The following is an 18,567-nucleotide window of genomic DNA, read 5'->3' on the forward strand; positions in this document are numbered from 1 at the left end:
GCAGGACCCGGAGCATCCGCCGTCCAGCCTGGAGGATCGGAATGGAACAGAAGGAACTGGAGCGCGACGTCACCCCGCAGATGTGGGAGCGCCTGGCCGCACGGCTGGACGTCGAGCTGGCGGCATTGCGCGCGGTGGCCGAGGTCGAGTCGGCTGGCAGCGGTTTCCTTCCGGCGCCGGACCGCCGGCCCAAGATCCTGTTCGAGGGCCATGTCTTCCATCGCCTGACGGCGGGCCGCTACGGCGCCTCGCATCCCAACCTCAGCCATCCGCAATGGGACCGCAGGAAGTATTCCGGGTCGCTGGCCGGCGAATGGAAGCGGCTGGACCGCGCCGCCGCGCTGGATGCCGCCGCGGCGATGCAGTCGGCCAGCTGGGGCGCGTTCCAGATCATGGGCTTCAACTACGCGCTGTGCGGCTTCGACTGCGTCGGGGCCTTCGTCGAGGCCCAGTCCTCCGGGGCCGATGGCCAGCTGGAGGCCTTCGCCAGTTTCATCGCCCGCCCGGGTTCGCCTCTGCTGCTGCCGTTGCGGCGCAAGGACTGGGCGCGCTTCGCGCGTCTCTACAACGGCCCCGGATACCGTCAGAACGATTACGACGGCAAGCTCGCCGCGGCCTATGCCCGGCATGCCGGCAGTGCGGGCGGCCGCGCCGCCGGTCGCGGCACGCGCCAGCTGCCGCCCGGGCGGCCGGAGCCGGCGGCGCCGGACCTGGCGGCGCGCCCGCCCACCGGATCGGTGCGCAGGCAGCGGCGGCGGGTCCTCAACGTCCGTCCCGACAGCGTCGACCTGCGCGACTGGGAGTACCAGCCTCCGGTCTCCTCGGCGCCAAGTGACGTGCGTTATCCGCACGACGTGCGCCCGGTCCTGGACCAGGGCGACACCTGCGCCTGCACCGGCTATGCACTGGCCACGGTGATTGAGTACCTGCTGGTGCGCGCCGGCCGCCATGTCGAACCGGTGTCGCCGCACATGCTCTACAGCATGGCCCGCCGCTACGACGAGTGGGCCGACGAGGAGGACGACGGCAGCGGCAACGACAGCGGGATCGGCTCCTCGCTGCGTGGCGCGCTCAAGGGCTGGCTACGCCACGGCGCCGCCAGCGCCCGCCTGTGGCCGAAGCCGGCGATGCCCGAACCGAAGGCCGACGCCTGCGAGGACTGGTGGACCGACGCGCTCAAGCGCCCGCTTGGCGCCTACTACCGCATCGATCCGCGCTCGCTGCGCGACATGCACGTGGCCATCGACCAGGTCGGCGCCGTCTACGCCAGTGCCTGGACCCACGCCGGCTGGGAGGAGCTGCTCGGCGATGAGCCCCTGCCACGGCCCGAGGATCCGTCCGACCTGCCGCTTATCCGGCGGCTGCGCGGCGATCCGGGCGCCGGCCACGCCTTCGCCATCGTCGGCTACACCCGCGACGGCTTCATCGTGCACAACTCCTGGGGAACGCGGTGGGGCAAGGGCGGCCTGGCCGTCCTGCGCTACAGCGACTGGCTGGAGAACGCGATGGACTGCTGGGTCGCGCAGCTGGGCGTGGTGACCTCCGAGCACGAGGCGATCGCCGAAGCCACCTCGCTGCGCACCGATGCCCAGGGCCGCTGCGCGGTGGTGTCGCGCAATCCGATCCTGGCCGCGCACGAGCTCGCCCCCTTCATCATCAACATGGAGAACAACGGCCGCCTGAGCCGGCGCGGCCAGTTCCGCACCCAGCCCTCGGACCTGGACGCGCTGCTGCGCATCCACCTGGCCGAGGCCTGCCGCCGCTGGGAAATCGGACCCGACGGCGCAGTGGACGTGGCCATCTACGCCCATGGCGGGCTCACCGACGAGGAAGCGGCGGCCGGCTCGGCGCGGCACTGGGTGCCGAAGCTGTACGAAGAGCGGATCTTCCCGGTGTTCCTGATGTGGGAGACCGGCGCGGTCAAGACGCTCTCCAACCTGATCGAGGACCGCCTGGCACCGGAACGGGAGCGCGCCGCCGGCACGCTGCGCAAGCTGCGCGAGCGCTGGAAGGAATGGTGGAACCAGCGTGTGGAGTCGGTGGCACGGCCGCTGGGGCGCCCGCTGTGGGGCGAAATGAAGCAGAACGCACTGCGCATCGGCACGAGCCCCGAGTCCGGCATCCGCCAGCTGCTCGCGCTGTACCGGGCCAACGCCCGGGCCTACGGCCTGCCGGCGCTGCGCCTGCACCTGGTCGGGCATTCGGCCGGCGCCATCCTGCACTCGCACCTGGGCGCGACCATGGCGGCCGAGGGCTTCGACCTGCGCACGGCCAGCCTGATCGCTCCGGCGGTACGCACCGACGAGTTCGACCTCACCCTGGGCAAGGCCGCGCTGAAGGCAGGCACCCGCATGCTGGTGGCGCACCTGTCGGATGCGGCCGAGCGCGCCGACCCGACCTGCAGGCCGTATGGGCACTCGCTGCTGTACCTGGTATCGCGCGCCTTCGAGGACCGGCGCGAGACGCCGCTGCTGGGCCTGGAGCGGCACCTGGTCCCGGCGCGCGCCACCCTGCCCTGGGGCGCGCGGATGATGGCCGTGGCCAGCCCGGCCAGCGAGATCACCCGCCTGCCCAGCGAACTGGTGCTGGATGGCAGCGCCAGCCGCAGCACCACCGCCGCCACCCACGGCAGCCTGGACGACGATCCGGCGCTGCAGCGGCTGATCATCGAGCTGGTGCGCAAGGCCTGAGCCGCTGGCGGCAGCGCCGCCGGCGGCCGCAGGCGCGATACCAGGTACGCGTAGCCCTGGCGGCGTCCCTGCTCAGGCCACCGCCAGCCCGTCGACCAGGGCATCCAGGGTCTCCTGCCAGGCCTGGCGGTCGGCGCCCTCGGCCACCGCCCGCGCGGCACGGTCGAACGCTGCCGACAGCAGCGCGGCCAGCGGCTCCGGGGGCAGTCGCCGCAGCAGGCCCTCGTCCATCGCCTGCGCCAGGCCCTCGCGCAGGGTGCGCCCGCCATGGCTGGCGTCGATCGCGTCCAGTGCCGCGACGCCCAGCGCCGCGGGCGCTTCGACCAGGAGCAGACGCGTGCGCCCCGGCACCGCCATCGCCTCGAGAAATGCGGCGCTGCCGGCCTTGAGTGCCTGCAGGGGCGGCAGCGATCGGGGGGTCGCCGCTTCGATCGCTGCGGCCACGGCCGCCTGCTCGGTCTCCACCACGGCCCGGAACAGGTCCAGCTTGTCGGCGAAGTGGTGGTAGAGCGCCCCGCGCGTCACGCCGGCCGCTGCCACGATGTCAGGCGTCCCGGTAGCGGCATAGCCCTGGGCGACGAACCGCCCGCGGGCCGCCTGGATCAGGGCCGCGCGGGTGGCTTCGGTACGTTCGCGATTGGTTCTGGCCATGTCACCTCTTGCATAAACATACAGTCTGTATGTATCGTCGAATTACATACGGACTGTATGTTTATGGGTCAACGGAGGCAAGCCATGAAGGTCAGCAGCTACTACCCCGTCATCCAGGCCAGCGATGTCGCCGCCACCGCCGACTTCTACCAGCGGCACTTCGGCTTCCGTCCACTGTTCACTTCCGACTGGTACGTGCACCTGCAGCTGGAGGGCCAGCCGGAGGTCAACCTGGCCGTACTTGCGGCAGGCCATTCCACCATCCCCGCCGTGGCACGCGACCTCCACGCAGGTGGCCTGCTGCTCAACTTCGAGGTCGAGGACGTGGACGCCGAGTACGCCCGGCTGACCGCTGCAGGCCTGCCGGTGCTGCTGGAACTGCGCGACGAGGCCTTCGGCCAGCGCCACTTCATCACCGCCGACCCCAACGGCGTGCTGGTCGACGTGATCCAGCCGATCCCGCCTTCCGGGGAATTCGCTTCCGCCTACGCCGACGAGGCCCTGCCCGCCTGACCCGCAAAAGGAAACGCCCGGCGCATGGCCGGGCGTTCGGTACAGCGGTGCCGGATGGATCAGGCGGCCACGGTCTCGGCCGTCTTCCGGTACTCCTCGATCTGGTCGAAGTTCATGTAGCGGTAGATCTCGGCGCCCTTCTCGTTGATCACGCCGATGTCGGCCATGTACTCCTCGCGGGACGGGATCTTGCCCAGGCGCGAGCAGATCGCCGCCAGCTCCGCCGAACCCAGGAACACGTTGGTGTTGCGGCCCAGGCGGTTCGGGAAGTTGCGGGTGGAGGTGGAGAACACCGTGGCACCCTCGCGCACCTGGGCCTGGTTGCCCATGCACAGCGAGCAGCCCGGCATTTCCATGCGCGCACCGGCGGTGCCGAAGGTGCCGTACACGCCTTCCTTGGTCAGCTCCGAGGCGTCCATCTTGGTCGGCGGCGCGACCCACAGGCGGGTCGGGATGTCGCGCTTGCCTTCCAGCAGCTTGGCCGCGGCACGGAAGTGGCCGATGTTGGTCATGCACGAACCGATGAACACCTCGTCGATCGCGGTACCGGCCACGGCCGACAGCGACTTCACGTCGTCCGGGTCGTTCGGGCAGGCCACGATCGGCTCGACGATCTCGGCCAGGTCGATCTCGATGACCGCCGCGTACTCGGCGTCGGCATCGGGCTCCAGCAGCTGCGGGTTGGCCAGCCACTCCTCCATCTTGGCGATGCGGCGCGCCAGCGAGCGGGCGTCCTGGTAGCCCTCGGCGATCATCCACTTCAGCAGCGTGATGTTGCTGGTGAGGTATTCGATGATCGGCTCCTTGTCCAGGCGCACGGTGCAGCCGGCGGCGGAGCGCTCGGCCGAAGCGTCGGACAGCTCGAACGCCTGCTCCACCTTCAGCTGCGGCAGGCCCTCGATCTCCAGGATGCGCCCGGAGAAGATGTTCTTCTTGCCGGCCTTGGCGACGGTCAGCAGGCCATTCTTGATGGCGTAGTACGGGATCGCGTTGACCAGGTCACGCAGGGTGACGCCCGGCTGCATCTGGCCCTTGAAGCGGACCAGCACCGACTCCGGCATGTCCAGCGGCATGACGCCGGTGGCCGCGGCGAAGGCGACCAGGCCCGAGCCGGCCGGGAACGAGATGCCCACCGGGAAACGGGTGTGCGAGTCGCCGCCGGTGCCGACGGTGTCGGGCAGCAGCATGCGGTTGAGCCAGCTGTGGATCACGCCGTCGCCCGGGCGCAGCGAGATGCCGCCGCGGGTGGAGATGAACTCCGGCAGGGTGTGGTGGGTCTTGACGTCGACCGGCTTCGGATAGGCCGCGGTGTGGCAGAACGACTGCATCACCAGGTCGGCCGAGAAGCCGAGGCAGGCCAGGTCCTTCAGCTCGTCGCGGGTCATCGGGCCGGTGGTGTCCTGGGAACCGACCGAGGTCATCTTCGGCTCGCAGTAGGTACCCGGGCGCACGCCCTTGCCTTCCGGCAGGCCGCAGGCGCGACCGACCACCTTCTGCGCCAGCGAGTAGCCCTTGCCGGTGTCGGCCGGCTGCTGCGGCAGGCGGAACAGGTCGGTGGCCGGCAGGCCCAGCGACTCGCGGGCCTTGGCGGTCAGGCCGCGGCCGATGATCAGCGGGATGCGGCCGCCGGCGCGCACCTCGTCGAACAGCACCTCGGACTTGACCTTGAACTCGGCGATGACCTGCCCGTCCTTCAGCGCCTTGCCCTCGTACGGGCGCAGCTCGACCACGTCGCCGTGGTTCATCTGGCCGACGTCCAGCTCGATCGGCAGGGCGCCGGCGTCTTCCATGGTGTTGTAGAAGATCGGGGCGATCTTGCCGCCCAGGCACACGCCGCCGGCGCGCTTGTTGGGGATGAACGGGATGTCGTCGCCGGTCCACCACAGCACCGAGTTGGTGGCGGACTTGCGCGAGGAGCCGGTGCCGACCACGTCGCCGACGTAGGCGACCAGGTGGCCCTTGTCCTTGAGCGACAGGATTTCCTGGATCGGGCCGCGCTTGCCGTCTTCCTCCGGGACGAACGGCGCGTCGGCGCGCCTGTTCTTCAGCATCGCCAGGGCGTGCATCGGGATGTCCGGGCGCGTGGTGGCGTCCGGGGCCGGCGACAGGTCGTCGGTGTTGGTCTCGCCCGGCACCTTGAACACGGTGATGGTCAGGCTCTGCGGCACTTCCGGCTTGCTGGTGAACCACTCGGCGTCGGCCCAGCTCTGCAGCACGCCCTTGGCGTTGGCGTTGCCGGCCTTGGCCTTCTCTTCCACGTCGTGGAAGGCATCGAACACCAGCAGGGTCTTCTTCAGGCCCTCGGCGGCGATGGCGCCGACGGTGGCGTCGTCGAGCAGCTCGATCAGCGGCGAGACGTTGTAGCCGCCGAGCATGGTGCCCAGCAGCTCGGTGGCGCGCTCGCGGCTGAGCAGCGGGTTCTTCTCGCTGCCGAAGGCCAGCGCGGCCAGGTAGGAAGCCTTGACCTTGGCGGCGTCATCGACGCCGGCCGGCACGCGGTTGGTGAGCAGGTCGACCAGGAACTGCTCCTCGCCCGCCGGCGGGTTCTTCAGCAGCTCGATGACCTCGGCGGTCTGCTGCGCGGACAGCGGCAGCGGCGGGATACCGAGGGCGGCGCGCTCGGCGACGTGGTGGCGGTAGGCTTCCAACATGGACAACTCCGGGCTTGGTAACGGAAAACGGTGGGGAATCAGGCCTGCGGCACGATCAGCCGCAGCCCCTTGAAGTAATCTCGGTAGAAGGCGTCGTTCCAGGTGACCAGGCCATCGCACTGCAGCAGTGCGTGGGCCCCGACCAGGAAGGCGGCGATGCCGCGGTGGGCGCCGCCGCGCTGGCGGTGGCGGCGGTGCATCTCGCCGGCGCGCAGCGCCGACTTGGCCTCCAGCGGGCTGAAATGGATGCCCATTTCCTCCAGCGCCTCCTGGACCTCGGCGCCACCACGCAGGGCGGCGCACAGCTCGGCCAGGGTGGTGCCGCACACGACCACCCGGCCGCCGACCAGGGCCTGCCGCAGGCAGGCCTCCACCGCGTCGGCGCGGGGGCCGTCGCTGAGCAGTTCAATCAGGACCGGGGAATCGACGGCGATCATTGCCCGGCGTCGTCGCGCAGGCGTTCGACCGCCTCTTCGGACGACTCGAAGCCGTCGAGGGCGAACTTGCCGCGGGCGCGGGAAATGGCGTCATCCACGCTCTTGCGCAGGATGATGCGGCTGCCGTCCAGCTCGACCTTCAGCAGGGTGCCCTTGGTCAGGCCCAGGGCGTCACGCACGGCCTTCGGCAGCGTGATCTGGCCACGCTCGGCCACGGTCGCTTCCATGGGGGGATCTCCGCCAGCTGGTATGCGGCCATGATACATACCATTTCATGCATACTCAATCCGGCGTACCGTCTGCTGGCCTACAGTGGGCGGGCAAAGACGGACCTGTCATGCAGACGGACCAATAATACCCAGCTGAAACCTTCAGCCGCCCCGGCGGCTCCCCCTCCAAGCCAGAGGAGCCTCGCAATGAGCGATTCCTTCGCCACCCGCAGTCGCCTTGAAGTCGGCGGCAAGTCATACACCTACGCCAGCCTCCCCAAGCTGGCCGAGCGCTTCGAACTGGGCCGCCTGCCCTACTCGATGAAGATCCTGCTGGAGAACCTGCTCCGCCACGAGGACGGGGTCACGGTGCTGCCCGAGCACATCGAGGCGGTGGCGAACTGGGATCCCACGGCCGAGCCGGATACCGAGATCGCCTTCATGCCGGCGCGCGTGGTCCTGCAGGACTTCACCGGCGTGCCCTGCGTGGTCGACCTGGCCGCCATGCGCGACGCGGTGGTCAAGCTCGGCGGCGACGCCAGCCAGATCAACCCCCTGATCCCCTCCGAGCTGGTGATCGACCACTCGGTGCAGGTGGACGTGTTCGGCAAGCCCGACGCGCTGGACATCAACGGCCGCATCGAGTTCGAGCGCAACCGCGAGCGCTACGCATTCCTGCGCTGGGGCCAGAAGGCCTTCGACGACTTCCGCGTGGTGCCGCCGAACACCGGCATCGTCCACCAGGTGAACCTGGAGAACCTGGCCCGCGTGGTCATGACCGCGGACAAGGATGGCGAGGCCTGGGCCTACCCGGACACGGTGTTCGGCACCGACTCGCACACCACCATGATCAACGGCATCGGCGTGCTGGGCTGGGGCGTGGGCGGCATCGAGGCCGAGGCCGCGATGCTCGGCCAGCCCTCGTCGATGCTGATCCCGCAGGTGGTCGGCTTCAAGCTCACCGGCAAGCTGCCGGAGGGCGCCACCGCCACCGACCTGGTGCTGACCGTCACCCAGATGCTGCGCAAGCACGGCGTGGTGGGCAAGTTCGTCGAGTTCTTCGGCGACGGCCTGCAGCACCTGCCGCTGGCCGACCGCGCCACCATCGGCAACATGGCCCCGGAATACGGCGCCACCTGCGGCATCTTCCCGATCGACGCCGAGTCGCTGAACTACCTGCGCCTGTCCGGCCGCAGCGAGGAGCAGATCGCCCTGGTCGAGGCCTACGCCAAGGCCCAGGGCTTGTGGCACACCCCGGACAGCCCGCATGCCAGCTACAGCTCGGTGCTGGAGCTGGACATGGGCGACGTGCGCCCGTCGCTGGCCGGCCCCAAGCGTCCGCAGGACCGTGTCCTGCTGGGCGACATGAAGCAGAACTACCGCGAGAACGTGGCCCTGCTGACCGCCACCCGCGACCGCCGCGACCCGGAGGTGGCCGACTTCATCGCCGAGGGCGGCACCGCCGCGGTCGGAAACGAGGCCCTGCACAAGGGTGTGGCCCATGTCGAGATCGATGGCCAGCAGGTCAAGCTGCGCGACGGCGCGGTGGTGATCGCCGCGATCACCTCCTGCACCAACACTTCCAACCCGGCGGTGATGATCGCCGCCGGCCTGCTGGCGCGTAATGCCGCTGCCCGCGGTCTCAACCGCCAGCCCTGGGTCAAGACCTCGCTCGGCCCTGGCTCGCGCGTGGTCACCGACTACCTGGACAAGGCCGGCCTGCTGAAGGAGCTGGAGAAGGTCGGCTTCTACGTGGTCGGCTACGGCTGCACCACCTGCATCGGCAACTCCGGCCCGCTGCCGCCGGAAGTCAGCGCGGGCATCGCCGCCGGCGACCTGGTGGTCACCTCGGTGCTGTCGGGCAACCGCAACTTCGAGGGCCGCGTGCACCCCGAGGTCAAGATGAACTACCTGGCCAGCCCGCCGCTGGTCGTGGCCTATGCCCTGGCCGGCACCACCGACATCGACCTGACCTCCGAACCGCTGGGCACCGGCAGCGACGGCCAGCCGGTGTACCTGCGCGACATCTGGCCGAGCAGCAAGGAGATCGGCGACACCATCGCCGCGACCATCGGCCCGGAGATGTTCAAGCAGAACTACGCCGACGTGTTCAAGGGCGACAATCGCTGGAACACGATCGATTCGCCGGACGGCGAGCTGTACGTGTGGGACGGGGCCTCGACCTACATCAAGAACCCGCCCTACTTCGAAGGCATGACCATGGATGTCGGCTCGATCAGCGACATCCACGGCGCGCGCGTGCTGGGCCTGTTCGGCGATTCGATCACCACCGACCACATCTCCCCGGCCGGCAACATCAAGAAGGACTCGCCGGCGGGCCGCTTCCTGCAGTCGCGCGGGGTGCAGCCGGCGGACTTCAACAGCTACGGCAGCCGCCGCGGCAACGACGACGTCATGGTCCGCGGCACCTTCGCCAACATCCGCATCAAGAACCTGTTCTTCGGCGGCGAGGAAGGCGGCAACACCCTGTACTTCGGCTCGAACCCGCCGGAGAAGATGTCGATCTACGACGCGGCCATGAAGTACAAGGCCGAGGGCACCCCGCTGCTGGTGATCGCCGGCAAGGAGTACGGCACCGGTTCCTCGCGCGACTGGGCGGCCAAGGGCACCAACCTGCTGGGCGTCAAGGCTGTGGTGGCCGAGAGCTTCGAGCGCATCCACCGCTCCAACCTGGTCGGCATGGGCGTGCTGCCGCTGCAGTTCAAGCAGGGGCAGAACGCGCAGTCGCTGGGCCTGGACGGCACCGAAACCTTCGACATCGCCGGGCTGCAGGACGGCGCCAGCAAGACCGCCAAGGTCACCGCGCGCAAGGCCGATGGCCGCGTGGTGGAGTTCGAGGTCCACGTGCTGCTGCTGACCCCGAAGGAAGTCGAGTACTTCCGCCACGGCGGCCTGCTGCAGTACGTGCTGCGCCAGCTGGCCCAGCGCAAGGCGGCCTGAGCCGCGTCGCCAGGGTCATGACCGGAAAGCCCCGCGGATGCGGGGCTTTCCTTTTGCGGAAGACCGATGCGGTTAGCGGCGTTCCCAGCTGGCGTGCAGCAGGCGCCAGTCCCCGCCCTCCTCGCGCCATCCCGTGGTCACGTCCCAGGCGCCGCCTCGCTCGGGGAGGAAACGGCCGCTGCCTCCGGTCGCCAGTGCGGAAAAGCGTATGGTCGCGCTGCTGCCCTGCACCTCGACTTCGGCCGGTCCGAAGGTAAGGCCGACGCGCTGGTTGGCCAGCACCTGCGCGCGGACCATCTGCTGCAGCGCATCACGATCAATGCCGCCATTGCCGACGAAATCCCCGGACACGTGCTCCATGAAGCGCGCCGGCGCACGTTCCTCCAGCGCCTGCTGCATCTGCCCAAGCGTGTTCCGCAGCTGTTCTTCAGGGGGTTCGCGCGTGCAGCCGGCCGCCAGGAGCAGCAGCGTGCATAGTGCGAGGGCCCTGGCCAGTGGCCGGGGAAACAGGTTGATAGTCGCCATCGACTTCGACTTTTCCATCCGTAACGGTATGCTCCGCACCGGAACGCCGGCCCCATGACGGCGTGGCAGAACTGATGCAGACGCAAGACTACTCCTCGGGAGGGAGCTCAATGAATCCGGATCGTCCCTGGCTGCAGAGCTATCCGAAAGGTGTGCCCGCTGAAATCGATCCGGACCAGTACCGGTCCGTGGCCGCGGTCTTCGACGCGACCGTTGCCCGTTATGCCGACCGTCCCGCCTACCGCAACTTCGGCAAGACCATCACCTATCGCGAAGCCGACGTGCTGGCCAACCAGTTCGCGGCCTACCTGCTGGGCGAGCTCGGCCTGAAGAAGGGCGACCGCGTCGCCCTGATGATGCCCAACTGCCTGCAGTACCCGATCGCCACCTTCGGCATCCTGCGCGCAGGCCTGACCGTGGTGAACGTCAACCCGCTGTACACCGCGCGCGAGCTGAAGCACCAGCTGGTCGACGCCGGCGCCGCGGCGATCGTGGTGGTCGACAACTTCGGCCACACCGTGCAGGAAGTGCTGGCCGAGACCCCGCTCAAGCAGGTGATCACCACCGGCCTGGGCGACATGCTGGGCTTCCCCAAGGGCGCCATCGTCAACTTCGTGCTGAAGTACGTGAAGAAGATGGTGCCGGAGTACGACATCCCCGGCGCCGTGCGCTTCAGGGACGCGCTGGCCGCGGGCAAGCGCCACACCCTGCCGCAGGTCGACATCGACCCGTCCGACATCGCCTTCCTGCAGTACACCGGCGGCACCACCGGCGTGGCCAAGGGCGCGATGCTCACCCACCGCAACCTGGTCGCGAACATGCGCCAGGCCTCGGCGTGGCTGAGCCCGAACGACCTGCGCCCCGGCGAGGAGGTGATCATCACCGCCCTGCCGCTGTACCACATCTTCGCGCTTACGGCGAACGGCCTGGTGTTCATGGAGCTCGGTGGCCTCAACCACCTGATCACCAATCCGCGCGACATGCCGAACTTCGTCAAGGAGCTGAAGACCTCCGGCTTCACCGCGATCACCGGCGTCAACACCCTGTTCAACGGCCTGCTCAACACCCCCGGCTTCGACGAGGTGGACTTCTCCAAGCTCAAGATCGCCCTGGGCGGTGGCATGGCCGTGCAGCGCGCCGTGGCCGAGCGCTGGAAGAAGGTCACCGGCGTGACCCTGGTCGAGGCCTATGGCCTGACCGAAACCTCGCCGGCCGCCTGCATCAACCCGCTGGACCTCAAGGAGTTCAACGGCGCCATCGGCCTGCCGATCCCCTCGACCGACGTGTGCATCAAGGACGAGGACGGCAAGGTGCTGCCGCTGGGCGAGATCGGCGAGCTGTGCATCAAGGGCCCGCAGGTGATGAAGGGCTACTGGCAGCGTCCGGAGGAGACCGCCAAGACCATCGACGCCGATGGCTGGCTGCACACCGGCGACATGGCCCGCATCGACGAGCAGGGCTTCGTCTACATCGTCGACCGCAAGAAGGACATGATCCTGGTCTCGGGCTTCAACGTGTACCCGAACGAGATCGAGGACGTGGTCGCGGCCATGCCCGGCGTGCTGGAAGTGGCCGCCGTGGGCGTGCCGAACGAGCATTCCGGCGAGGTGGTCAAGCTGTTCGTGGTCAAGAAGGATCCGGCGCTGACCGCCGAGGACATCAAGGCCTACTGCCGCCAGGCGCTGACCGGCTACAAGCAGCCGCGCCAGATCGAGTTCCGCGACGAGCTGCCCAAGAGCAACGTCGGCAAGATCCTGCGCAAGGAACTGCGTGACCCGGCGCCGGCGAAGACCGACGAGGCGCCGGCCGCGCACTGATCCAGCGCGCCCCCCGGGAAAACATCCCCGGGCCAGCACCACGGGACGAAAGGCGCGCCGCGCAACCGGCGCGCCTTTTCCTTTTGGTTCCGGGCGGTTACACGACCGCGGTGTAGGATCGCCGGCGTACGAACATCGTACGTCCATCGATCACCACCCCCTTGTCCCTGGAGAGCTGGCAATGACCACCATCGAGAAGCTGCGCCTTGCCCATTACCCCACCATCCGCGTGGAGGGACCGGCCGACGGCAGCGCGCACTGGCTCTACATGCACGCCGATGCCGACACCGGCGTCCGCCCCTGCTGCCGCTTCGAGATGCTGGAGGACATGTGGAGCTACATGAGCGCCATGACCCTGGCGCCCGACCAGCGCGCACCCGGCCAGCTGCGCCACTTCGTGCTGGCCTCGGCGGCCGGCGCCTACAACCTCGGTGGCGACCTGGACCTGTTCATGCGCCTGATCCGCGCCGGCGACCGCGGGCAGCTGCTGGCCTATGCCCGACGCTGCGTGGAAGGCGTGCACCACGTCCATACCGGCTTCGGGGGCGACGTCCACACCGTGGCCCTGATCCAGGGCGATGCCCTCGGCGGCGGCCTGGAGATGGCGCTGGCCTGCCACACCATCGTTGCCGAGGAAGGCGTGGGCATGGGCCTGCCGGAGGTGGTGTTCGGCCTGTTCCCGGGCATGGGCGCGTACTCGTTCCTGTGCAAGCGGGTTAGCCCGCGCCTGGCCGAGAAGATGATCCTCGGCGGCGAGATCCATTCCAGCGAGGAGATGCACCGGCTGGGCGTGGTCGACGTGCTGGTACCCAGGGGCGAAGGCGAGGCCGCGGTGCGCGAACTGATCCGGCAGCACCAGCGCACCCCGCACGCGCAGCTGGCAATGAACGCGGTGCGCAGTATCGGCCAGCCGGTGACCCATGCCGAGCTGCTGGCGATCACCGAGGTCTGGGTGGATACCGCACTGGCCCTGGGCGAGAAGTCGCTGCGGACCATGGAGCGGATCGTGCGTGCGCAGACCCGTCGCGCGGGCATGCAGGCGGCCTGAGCGTGCGGGGCGGCCGGCCCGGCGCGATGGCATCGCCGGGCCCTGCCGCGACCGGCGCATGGCGGATCAGTCGTTGCTGTCGCGGGCCTCGCCCGCCCGTCCGGTGCGCGCGTCAAGGGCACGCCGGCCTTCGGCCAGGGCATCGACCAGCCGTTCCAGCTGCTCGCGCCACTGGGTACGCATCTGGTATTCCGGCAGGCGCATCAGCGCCCCGCCCAGCTCGGCGACCCTGACCAGGCCCATGTTCGCCGCCACGCCCTTGATCGCGTGGGCATGGTCGCGCAGCCGCGACCAGTCGCCCTCGTCGCCGGCCTGCTGCATCGAGGCCACGCAGCCCTCCGCGTCGACCAGGCAATGGCGTACGAACTCGCGCTCGAAGGCCAGGCCCATGCCCATCGCCGCCAGTTCGTCCAGCACCGACGGATCGAGCACAGTGCCCGCATTGCCCGCGCCAGTGGAGCCGATGGTCGATACCGGTCGCGGCTCGCCCGGAAGTCCGGGCTGGCCCGGGCGACGCGAACGCTTCAGCGCCGCGTCGGCAAGTACGTCGAGCAGGCGCGATGCTGCGACCGGCTTGGCCAGGAAGGCGTAGGCCCCGGCCTTCTCGCAGCGCTGGATCGATTCGGGGGTGACGTCGGCGCTGAGGATCACCACCGGGGTCTGCGGACCGCCGCCGGCCTGGATCACGCGCAGCTGGCGCAGCAGGTCCAGCCCGCTGATGCCGGGCATGTGCAGGTCCACCACGGCCACGTCGTAGTCGCGCACGGCCATGGCGTCGAGCACCTCCTCGCCGCCGGCCACGCAGGTGACCTTGTGCCCGGCCTTCTGCAGCAGGCGCTGCAGGACCATGCGGTTGGCCTCGTAGTCGTCGGCCACCAGCACCTGCATGCTGCGCACCCGCGCGCGGTGGCGCAGGAACGGGTCGGCGAAGGCGATGACCTTGCCGTCGTCGCTGGGTGCGGCCTCGACCTCGGCTTCCTGGCCCGGCTCCAGCACCGCGACCCGGCGCGGCTCGGCCGCCGCCTGGAACGGGATCTCGAACCAGAACCGGCTGCCGCGCGGCTCCAGGTTCTCGTAGCCGATCCGGCCACCCATGGCCTCGACAAGGCCGCGGGCGATCGTCGTGCCCAGACCGGTGCCGCCATAGCGTCGGGCCAGGCCGGCGTCGGCCTGTTCGAAAGCCTCGAACAGCCGCTCGCGCATGGATTCGGGGATGCCGATGCCAGTGTCGCTGACCGCGAAGCGCAGCCGCACGACCTGGCCATCGCTGGCGCCGGCCAGCGACACATCCACCCTCACCCGCCCGGCGTCGGTGAACTTCACCGCATTGCCGACCAGGTTCAGCAGCACCTGGCGCAGGTGGACCGCATCGCCGTGCACCAGCGACGGCACCGCGTCCTCCACCACCACCAGGTACTCGAGCTGCTTCTGCCGCGCCTGCGGCTGCAGGATCAGGCCGATCGAATCCACCGCCTCGCGCGGCGAGAAGTTCTCCGGGCTGAGCTTGACCTTGCCGGCCTCGATCGCGGAGATGTCCAGCACGTCCTCGACCAGGCCCATCAGGCTGCGGGTCGAGGCCTGGATGGTGCGCAGGCACTCGCGCTGCTCGCTGTCCAGCGGGGTGGTTGAGAGCAGCTCGGTCATGCCGGCCAGGCCGTTGAGCGGGGTCCGGAACTCGTGGCTCATGTTGGCCAGGAACCGGCTCTTGGCCTCGCTGGCGCGCTGCGCCTCCTCGGTGGCGCGGGTCAGCTGGCGCAGCAGGCTGGACAGATACATCGGCACCGCCACCAGGCCGGCCAGCAGGCCCAGGCCCAGCGCACGCACCGAGTGCCAGAACTCGGTGGCCCAGACCACGGTGCCGAAGCTGGCGACCGCCATCGCCACCGCCGCCAGCAGGTAGCGGTTGCCGTAGCGCAGGCCGTTGCCGATGGTGACCCACATCACCACGATGTAGACCCAGGCCAGCGGCTCGCCCATGCGGATCATGCCGGCGGCCATCAGCCCGTAGTCGGCAAGCATGCCGACCGCGCGCCGCACGTCCGAGCGCCCGGGCCTGGCCAGCAGCCACCCGAAGATGGCCAGGCTCAGCGCCAGCCCGCCCAGCACGATCGCAAGCACGTCGCGGTACTGCACAGGGTCCAGCCCGGCGCGCGAGGACGGCAGCAGGACGTAGGACAGGATCAGCAGGATCAGGACGATGCGCACCAGCGCCTGGCCGTGCTCGCTGTCCGGCCGCCGCACCAGGCGCTGCTTCAGCCAGTCCCAGGCGCTAGCCACCGGCAGCCTCCCCGAGCGGCCGCGGCGAGGCGGCGGAGAACTGCTCGCAGATCATCAGCAGGCGCTCGCGCGCCCGCAGTAGCGCGTCCACGCAGGCCGGGTCGAACAGCCGCCCACGCTGGGCGCAGAGATAGGCCAGGGCGGCGTCGATGGTCCACGCCTCCTTGTACGGGCGCCGCGAGATCAGCGCGTCGAACACGTCGGCCACGGCCACGATCCGCGCCTCCAGCGGGATCGCCTCGCCGGCCAGGCCGTCCGGGTAGCCGCTGCCGTCCCAGCGCTCGTGGTGGCGCAGGGCGATCAGGGCACCGGCCTGGATGAAGCGGTTGGGGCTGTCGGCCAGCAGTTCGTAGCCGATCCGCGGATGGCGGCGCATGACCTCCGTTTCTTCGGGGGTCAGCTGCCCGGCCTTCATCAGCACCGAGTCCGGGATCGCGATCTTGCCCATGTCGTGCAGGGGCGCGGCCGCCTCGATGGTGCGGACCTCCTCCTCGGGCAGGCCCAGCGACTCGGCGATCAGCGAGGCCACCCGGGACATGCGTTCCAGGTGCGAGTTGGTGCCGGCGTCGCGGAACTCGATCGCCCGCGCCAGCCGCGACAGGGTCTCGCGCTCGCGCTCCTCGACCTCGTGCATGCTCGCCAGCAGGCGCTGTTCCAGCGACAGCGCGCGTTGCTTGACGGTCTCGGCCTGCTGCCGCAGCTGCAGCAGGTTGTGGCAGCGAGCGCGCAGCTCGCGCGGGCGCACCGGCTTGACCAGGAAGTCGATCACCCCGGCCTCCAGCGCGGCCTGGCGGATCGGCTCGTCGCCGACCACGGTGATCAGGATGATGGGGATGTCCCGGTGCCGCGGCAGGCGCCGGAAGCGGCGCGCGAACTCCAGCCCGTCCATCCCGGGCATGCGGTAGTCCAGCAGCAGCAGGTCGACCGGATTGTCCTCGCACCAGGCAAGCGCCTGGCGTGCATCGCCGAAGTCGTGCACCTTCAGCTCGGAGGCGATGTCCTCGATGATGTGACGAAGCATCGTGCGTGCCGATGCCTGGTCGTCGACGATGGCGATATCCAAGGCCTTGCCCGTCCCGCCCGTGGTCCCGGCAGCAGCATAGCGCGCGCGGTCCGTACCGGCACGTATACCCTGCTACCCGTCCCGGACCGCTACCCGGTCCGGCCCCTGCCCGGGCGTGCCCCGGGGGACACGCCGGGTCCAACCCCCGCCCTGCTCAGCCCGGCTGGCCGGGACGCATGTACGGGAACAGCAGCACGTCGCGGATCGAGGTGCTGCCGGTCAGCAGCATCACCAGGCGGTCGATGCCGATGCCCAGGCCTCCGGTCGGGGCCATGCCGTACTCCAGCGCGCGGATGTAGTCGGCGTCGTAGTGCATGGCCTCGTCGTCGCCGCCCTCCTTGGCCGCGACCTGCGCCTGGAAGCGCGCGGCCTGGTCCTCGGGGTCGTTGAGCTCGGAGAAGCCGTTGGCCAGCTCCTTGCCGTTGATGAACAGCTCGAAGCGGTCGGTGTAGCCCGGCTCGGTGTCCGAGGCGCGCGCCAGCGGGCTGACCTCCACCGGGTGATCGGTGATGAAGGTCGGCTGGATGAGGGTGTGCTCGACCGTGGCCTCGAAGATCTCCAACAGCAGCTTGCCCCAGCCCCAGGCCGGCTTGACCTTGATCCCCAGGCGCTCGCAGTGGCGCAGCAGGGCCTCGCGGTCGGTGCAGTCGGCGGCGCTGATCTCCGGGTTGTGGTGGCGCACGGCCTCGTCCATGCGCCAGCGCCGGAACGCCGGGCCCAGGTCGATCCTCTGTCCTTCCCACTCCACCTCGGTGGTGCCGAGGACGCTGCGCGCGGTATCGCGGATCACGTTCTCGGTCAGGTCCATGACCTCGTGGTACGTGGCGTAGGCCTCGTACAGCTCGAGCATGGTGAACTCGGGGTTGTGCCGGGTGGACACGCCCTCGTTGCGGAAGTTGCGATTGATCTCGTACACCCGCTCCAGGCCGCCGACGACCAGGCGCTTGAGGTACAGCTCCGGCGCCACGCGCAGGTACAGCTGCAGGTCCAGCGCATTGTGGTGGGTCACGAACGGCCTGGCCGTGGCGCCACCGGGGATGTAGTGCATCATCGGCGTCTCCACTTCCAGGAAGCGGCGCTCGTCCAGCCAGGAGCGGATCGCACGGATGATCTTGCTGCGCTTGACGAACACCTCGCGCGCCTCGGGGGTCACGATCAGGTCGACGTAGCGCTGGCGGTAGCGCTGCTCCACGTCGCTCAGGCCGTGCCACTTGTCCGGCAGCGGGCGCAGCGACTTGACCAGCAGGCGCAGGCTGGTGGCCTTGAGCGACAGCTCGCCGGTGCGGGTGCGGGTCAGGCCGCCCTCGACCGCGACGATGTCGCCGATGTCGAACGACTTGAACGCCTCGTAGGCCTCGCCCAGCACGTTGCCCTGCAGGAACAGCTGGATCCGGCCGGACTCGTCCATCACCTGGGCGAAGCTGGCCTTGCCCATCACCCGCTTGGCCATCAGGCGGCCGGCGATGGCCACGGTGCGCGGCAGCGCTTCCAGCGCCTCGCCGGTCCACTGCCCGGCGTCGGCGAACTCGGCCTGCAGGTCGCCGGCGTAGTCGGCGCGCTTGAAGTCGTTGGGGAAGGCGATGCCGCGCTCGCGCAGGGCCGCAAGCTTGGCGCGGCGCTCGGCGATCAGGTGGTTCTCGTCGACAGGCGCGACGGCAGGGACGGTTTCGTTGGACTGGCTCATGTTCTGGACCGGACGTGGCGCGGGGCGCGCCTGGATTCGGG

13 protein-coding genes are annotated in these 18,567 nt (G+C 69.6%); 5 read left to right on the top strand and 8 right to left on the bottom strand.

Translation table 11 applies throughout. The features are described 5' to 3' along the window. Positions 1 to 41 precede the first annotated feature (41 nt). Entirely contained in the window at positions 42 to 2,690 is a 2,649-nt protein-coding gene (locus tag PSESU_RS16415) for an N-acetylmuramidase domain-containing protein (protein WP_013535361.1), read from the top strand. Positions 2,691 to 2,762: 72 nt separating this feature from the next. On the opposite strand, the gene PSESU_RS16550 is transcribed toward PSESU_RS16415, so the two are convergent. After that, positions 2,763 to 3,341 carry a TetR family transcriptional regulator gene (locus PSESU_RS16550; RefSeq protein WP_013535362.1) on the bottom strand — a complete coding sequence of 193 codons (579 nt, stop codon included), beginning with the start codon at positions 3,339 to 3,341 and terminating at the stop codon, positions 2,763 to 2,765. Positions 3,342 to 3,425: 84 nt separating this feature from the next. Between PSESU_RS16550 and PSESU_RS08500 the strand changes: the two genes are divergently transcribed. Next, positions 3,426 to 3,854, top strand: a complete 429-nt coding sequence (locus tag PSESU_RS08500) for a VOC family protein (protein WP_013535363.1) — start codon at positions 3,426 to 3,428, stop codon at positions 3,852 to 3,854. A gap of 59 nt (positions 3,855 to 3,913) precedes the next feature. Here the strand turns inward: PSESU_RS08500 and acnB are convergent, their stop codons facing one another. From acnB to PSESU_RS08515, 3 genes are read right to left on the bottom strand one after another with little or no spacing between them, the layout of a single operon-like run. Beyond that, positions 3,914 to 6,505, bottom strand: a complete 2,592-nt coding sequence (gene acnB / locus PSESU_RS08505) for a bifunctional aconitate hydratase 2/2-methylisocitrate dehydratase (RefSeq protein WP_013535364.1) — start codon at positions 6,503 to 6,505, stop codon at positions 3,914 to 3,916. A gap of 38 nt (positions 6,506 to 6,543) precedes the next feature. Continuing rightward, the gene (locus tag PSESU_RS08510; RefSeq protein ID WP_013535365.1) at positions 6,544 to 6,942 is read right to left on the bottom strand and encodes a type II toxin-antitoxin system VapC family toxin; all 399 of its coding nucleotides are present in this window, start codon (positions 6,940 to 6,942) and stop codon (positions 6,544 to 6,546) included. Next, entirely contained in the window at positions 6,939 to 7,169 is a 231-nt protein-coding gene (locus PSESU_RS08515) for an AbrB/MazE/SpoVT family DNA-binding domain-containing protein (protein WP_013535366.1), read from the bottom strand. Before PSESU_RS08515 ends, PSESU_RS08510 begins: the two co-directional genes overlap by 4 nt. Positions 7,170 to 7,358: 189 nt before the next feature. Here PSESU_RS08515 and acnA point away from each other — a divergent pair, with 189 nt between their 5' ends. After that, positions 7,359 to 10,112 (top strand): aconitate hydratase AcnA, encoded by a 2,754-nt coding sequence (gene acnA / locus PSESU_RS08520; RefSeq protein ID WP_013535367.1) that lies wholly within the window; start codon positions 7,359 to 7,361, stop codon positions 10,110 to 10,112. Positions 10,113 to 10,184: 72 nt separating this feature from the next. Here the strand turns inward: acnA and PSESU_RS08525 are convergent, their stop codons facing one another. Then, entirely contained in the window at positions 10,185 to 10,655 is a 471-nt protein-coding gene (locus tag PSESU_RS08525; protein ID WP_233275205.1) for a nuclear transport factor 2 family protein, read from the bottom strand. A gap of 92 nt (positions 10,656 to 10,747) precedes the next feature. Between PSESU_RS08525 and PSESU_RS08530 the strand changes: the two genes are divergently transcribed. Both PSESU_RS08530 and PSESU_RS08535 read left to right on the top strand, forming a co-directional pair. Further along, positions 10,748 to 12,454: a long-chain fatty acid--CoA ligase gene (locus tag PSESU_RS08530; protein ID WP_013535369.1), complete on the top strand. Its 1,707-nt coding sequence runs from the start codon at positions 10,748 to 10,750 to the stop codon at positions 12,452 to 12,454. A gap of 181 nt (positions 12,455 to 12,635) precedes the next feature. After that, complete coding sequence (locus PSESU_RS08535; protein WP_013535370.1) at positions 12,636 to 13,502, top strand: crotonase/enoyl-CoA hydratase family protein; 867 nt, start codon at positions 12,636 to 12,638, stop codon at positions 13,500 to 13,502. A gap of 66 nt (positions 13,503 to 13,568) precedes the next feature. Here PSESU_RS08535 and PSESU_RS08540 read toward each other — a convergent pair whose 3' ends face one another. The 3 genes from PSESU_RS08540 to lysS form a co-directional block, all read right to left on the bottom strand. Further along, on the bottom strand, positions 13,569 to 15,779 hold the full coding sequence (locus tag PSESU_RS08540; protein WP_013535371.1) for an ATP-binding protein: 2,211 nt from the start codon (positions 15,777 to 15,779) through the stop codon (positions 13,569 to 13,571). Next, positions 15,772 to 16,842, bottom strand: coding sequence for an HD-GYP domain-containing protein (locus tag PSESU_RS08545; protein WP_013535372.1), 1,071 nt, complete (start codon positions 16,840 to 16,842; stop codon positions 15,772 to 15,774). The genes PSESU_RS08540 and PSESU_RS08545 overlap by 8 nt, the downstream gene beginning before the upstream one ends. Before the next feature lie 154 nt (positions 16,843 to 16,996). Beyond that, positions 16,997 to 18,526, bottom strand: coding sequence for a lysine--tRNA ligase (gene lysS / locus PSESU_RS08550; RefSeq protein WP_013535373.1), 1,530 nt, complete (start codon positions 18,524 to 18,526; stop codon positions 16,997 to 16,999). Positions 18,527 to 18,567: the final 41 nt, after the last annotated feature.

Origin of the sequence: Pseudoxanthomonas suwonensis 11-1 (assembly GCF_000185965.1) — a bacterium.
Classification (GTDB): domain Bacteria; phylum Pseudomonadota; class Gammaproteobacteria; order Xanthomonadales; family Xanthomonadaceae; genus Pseudoxanthomonas; species Pseudoxanthomonas suwonensis_A.